The organism is Rhodosalinus sp. (genome assembly GCF_041685465.1).
Lineage (GTDB): Bacteria > Pseudomonadota > Alphaproteobacteria > Rhodobacterales > Rhodobacteraceae > Rhodosalinus.
Genome location: NZ_JAWLFS010000253.1, coordinates 1 through 4,096 on the forward strand (window position 1 = coordinate 1; position 4,096 = coordinate 4,096).

General features: G+C 71.8%; 3 protein-coding genes, 1 tRNA gene and 2 pseudogenes. 5 read left to right on the top strand and 1 reads right to left on the bottom strand.

What is annotated here, in order from left to right; genetic code table 11:
• From ACESL7_RS13760 to ubiV, 4 genes and pseudogenes are all read left to right on the top strand, one after another.
• Positions 1–119: pseudogene (locus ACESL7_RS13760) on the top strand (succinate--CoA ligase subunit alpha); the annotation flags it as partial.
• Between the two features lie 829 nt (positions 120–948).
• Positions 949–1,476, top strand: a complete 528-nt coding sequence (ubiT, locus tag ACESL7_RS13765; RefSeq protein ID WP_372893882.1) for a ubiquinone anaerobic biosynthesis accessory factor UbiT — start codon at positions 949–951, stop codon at positions 1,474–1,476.
• Positions 1,473–2,471, top strand: a complete 999-nt coding sequence (ubiU, locus tag ACESL7_RS13770) for a ubiquinone anaerobic biosynthesis protein UbiU (RefSeq protein ID WP_372893883.1) — start codon at positions 1,473–1,475, stop codon at positions 2,469–2,471. The genes ubiT and ubiU overlap by 4 nt, the downstream gene beginning before the upstream one ends.
• Positions 2,462–3,388 (top strand): ubiquinone anaerobic biosynthesis protein UbiV, encoded by a 927-nt coding sequence (gene ubiV, locus ACESL7_RS13775; RefSeq protein WP_372893884.1) that lies wholly within the window; start codon positions 2,462–2,464, stop codon positions 3,386–3,388. The genes ubiU and ubiV overlap by 10 nt, the downstream gene beginning before the upstream one ends.
• Before the next feature lie 368 nt (positions 3,389–3,756).
• Here ubiV and ACESL7_RS13780 read toward each other — a convergent pair.
• Positions 3,757–3,840 (bottom strand) — tRNA-Tyr (locus ACESL7_RS13780).
• 131 nt (positions 3,841–3,971) lie between these two features.
• On the opposite strand from ACESL7_RS13780, the pseudogene ACESL7_RS13785 reads away from it, so the two are divergent.
• A pseudogene (locus tag ACESL7_RS13785) lies at positions 3,972–4,096 on the top strand (23S rRNA (guanosine(2251)-2'-O)-methyltransferase RlmB); the annotation flags it as partial.

A 4,096-nucleotide genomic window follows, 5' to 3' on the forward strand; every position in this document is an offset into this window, starting at 1 on the left:
GCGAGAGCGCGCAGGAGAAGGTCGAGATCCTGACCGCGGCCGGGATCACCGTCGCCCCGCACCCCTCCGCCATGGGCGAGACGGTGGCGCGGATGCTGGGCCGACGCGATGCTGCGTGATGCGTGAGCCGAACGGTCTTCTGTCCGGATCAAGGGCGTCTCTACGGCAGAGCATGGTCCAGAGGACGGTGCCGCCACGGCGCGCGCCGGCGACGACCGCCTGGCAACGGCATGTCCCGCGCGTCGCATTCGGTCGCAGATGACTGCGTGAGGTCCCTGTCGCCGTTCTGCGCGCCCCCGGCCGCGCGTCTTGCCGGACTGTCGGAGCACCGGGGCCGGGCTTGCGGCGAAGGCCAGAGCATGGGCCGATCCGAAGCCGTGAGCGTCGCACGCGCAGGCAAGGCTCCTTGCCGCCAGCACCTCCGATCGTGGACCGTGCTTCGGTGCACGCGTTCCGCGGCGCAGGCATGGCCCGGGCCGTCGACACCGCGCCGACGGAAAACCCGCGTCGCCGCATCGCGACCGCCCCTCAGGCCAGGGGTGACCGGTCTTCCCGGCGCAGGCCGTCGCGGACGACACCGGAACGCGTACGCCTAACGAGGACGGTGGCGTCGTCAAGGGGACGGCTTCCACGATGGCTGCGCGCGGCGGCCATGCCCGGCCGAGACAGGGTGTTCCCGCGTCCACCTCCCACCGGTCGGCCCGGCTCGCACCCGCGCGGGCCGTAGACGAGCACACCGGCACACCGGGATCGGGCGCGGCGGTGAGGCGCAAGGTCGCGGCGCCCATCCGGCGATTGCGGCGGCACTGCGCCGGGCTGTAAGTCCTTCGCCGACGCCACTTCCTCGCCCCCCGCAAGAGGCCGGGGCGACGACGCCGCGAAAGGGCTTGCCATGACCGGAATTTCCCAGATCGCCAAGACCTCGGCCGCCGCAGGGGAGGCACGGCGATGCAGGTGACGCACGACCGCGCCCCCGCCCGGCGCCCGGGCGAGCCCCTCGTCGCGCGGCTCGCCTGCCTCGCGGCGCAGCCCGTGCTCGCACGCGTCGTCCGCCGGATCGCCGAACGCCACCCCTCGCTCTTCGCGCGGCTCGGGCCGCATCAGGCGACGGATTTCCTGATCGACCCGGTGGAGCTGCCCTTCGCGCTGCACCTGCGGCCCGACCCGGAGGCGCTCGTCTTCCGGGCCGTGCCGCGGGACGCCGCGCCGCGGCCCGGGGCGACGATCCGCGGCAGGTTCATGCTGCTGCTCGAACTGATCGACGCCGAGGAGGACGGCGACGCGGCCTTCTTCTCGCGCGATCTGGAGGTGACCGGCGACACCGAGGCGGTCGTGCGGCTCCGCAACGCGCTCGACGACATGGACGGCTCGCTCGCCGAGGAGACGGCGGCGATGTTCGGGCCGCCGGGCCGCGCCATCCTCGCGAAGCTGCGCCGCGGCTATCTCACCGAGACCGAAAGACAGGAGGCCCCATGAGCCTTGCCGAGCTGATCTGCCCCGCGGGCACGCCCGCGGCCCTGCGCACCGCCGTGGACGCGGGCGCCGACGCCGTCTACTGCGGCTTTCAGGACGCCACGAACGCGCGCAACTTCCCCGGCCTCAACTTCACGCCGGAGGAGCTGCAGGACGCGGTGGTCTACGCCCACATGCGCGGCGCGAAGGTGCTGCTCGCGCTGAACACCTACCCGCCGGCGGGCCGCGTGGACCTCTGGCGCGAGGCCGCGGACGCCGGCGCGCGCATCGGCGTCGACGCCTTCATCGTCGCGGACATGGGCGTGGCCGACTACATCGCGCGCACCCATCCGCAGGTGCGGCTGCATCTCTCGGTGCAGGCGGCGGCCTCCAGCCCCGAGGCGATCCGCTATTACTGCGACCACTTCGGGGTGAAGCGCGTGGTGCTGCCGCGCATCCTGACCATCGCGGAGATCCGCGAGCTCCGGAAGGAGATCCCCTGCGAGATCGAGACCTTCATCTTCGGCAACCACGGGCTGATGGTGGAGGGCCGCTGCAGCCTGACGAACTACCTGACGGGGCAGTCCACCAACATGGACGGCGTCTGTTCGCCCGCCTCGGACGTGGAATACGTGCGCGGCGCGGACGGCTCGCTGTCCTCGCAGCTCGCGGGCTTCACCATCGACCGCTTCGGCGCGGAGGAGAAGGCGGGCTATCCGACCATCTGCAAGGGTCGCTACGCCGCGCCGCACCGGCCCGAGGGCTACTACGCCTTCGAGGAGCCGGTCAGCCTGAACCTCTCGCGGCTGCTGCCCGAGTTGATCGAGGCGGGCGTGCACGCCTTCAAGATCGAGGGGCGGCAGCGGTCGAAGAGCTACGTGCGGGGCGTGGTGCGCGCCTTCCGGGCGGCGGTGGACGATATCCGGGCGGGACGAGAGGCCAACATGGCCGATCTGATCGCCCTGACCGAAGGGCAGAAACAGACCCAGGGTGCCTTCGAGACCAAGAAATGGCGGTGACAGAGATGACGAAACTGACGCTGGGGCCGATCGCCTATCACTGGTCCGCCGAGACGCGGCGCGACTTCTACGCCCGCATCGCCGACGAGGCGCCCGTCGACGAGGTCTATCTCGGCGAGGTGATCTGCTCGAAGCGCACGCCCTTCCACGAGCCGGACCTGCCGGCGACGATCGAGCGGCTGGAACGCGCGGGCAAGACGGTGATCGTCTCCTCGCTCGCCGAGGTGATGCTCAAGCGCGAGCGAAAGGCGACCGCGGATCTCGCCGCCATGGAGCGCCCCGAGATCGAGGTCAACAATGCCGCCGGCCTCTTCGAGCGGGGCGCGCACCCGCACCGCATCGGCCCCTTCATGAACGCCTACAACGAGGCGACGATCGACTGGATGGCAGGACAGGGCGCGACGCATGTCTGCCTGCCGCCCGAGATGCCGGCCGAGGCGATCGCCGCGGCGGCCGAGGCGGCGGGCAAGCTCGGCCTCGGCGTCGAGGTGCAGGTCTTCGGCCGCGCCTCGCTCGCCGTCTCGGCGCGCTGCTACCACGCGCGCTCGCACGGGCGCACCAAGGACAACTGCCAGTTCGTCTGCGAGGCGGACCCCGACGGCATGCCGCTGTCCACGCGCGACGACACACCGATCCTGCGCGTCAACGGCATCCAGACCCAGTCGGAAAGCTACGTCGACCTTCTGCCCGAGACGGGGCGGCTGATCGCCGACGGCGTCACCCATCTGCGGCTGATGCCACAGGCGGCCGACATGGTCGCGGTGGCCTCGGTGTTCCGGCAGGTGCTGGACGGCGCGCTCGAGGTGGCCGAGGCGGATGCGCGTCTCGCCGCGCTCTGCGAGGGAACGGGGCTCGCCAACGGCTTCTACCACGGCACGGCCGGCTACCGCCGGATCGCCATGGCCGCCCCGGCCTGACCGCTGGATCTCGGGGGCCGGGGCATCGGCGACGTCATCGCCGCTGCGCCGGCGCACGAGGTGCCGGTGCGCCGCGGCCGGCACCGCCGGGCCCGTGACGTTCTCGACGCATCTGCGGGGGCGCCGTGGCTCCGAAACCTTCCAACCTTCGCCATCGCGCGCCTGCGAAGGACACGTGCCGCCTCGTCTCGGCGTGCCGCCAGTCATGGTCGCGACGAAGACAGCCGCCGCGAACCCGGCAAGGCTCTGCCCGAGGCCGTGTCCGCAAGGCGGGGCCGGTCGTATGCGGATCCCGGCGCTCTTGTCCCGACCGTGAAGACCCAGCGCTGGCAGCACCAGCAACCACTGTCTGGACATTGAAATCACGATGGTGGGCGACCCAGGAATCGAACCTGGCATGGGTCTCCCCGGCGGATTTACAGTCCGCTGCCGCACCTTGCAGCTCGTCGCCCGACCGTCGGGCCATGGCCCGGATCGTGCCGCGCGAACTATCCGCGCGCCGCAGTGGCGTCAACGGGAAAATCCCTTGCAGGGGCGCGTCGGGGCGCCCATTCTCCCCCGGGTTCGGCCCGGGAGCGCGCGAATGGCCAGAAAGCCGGCATGGGTGATCGAGAAGGAGCGCGGCAGGCGCGCCGCGGCAGCGGAGACCGTCTGGCTCTTCGGGCTGCACGCGGTGCGCGACGCGCTTCTGAACCCGCGGCGCGACCG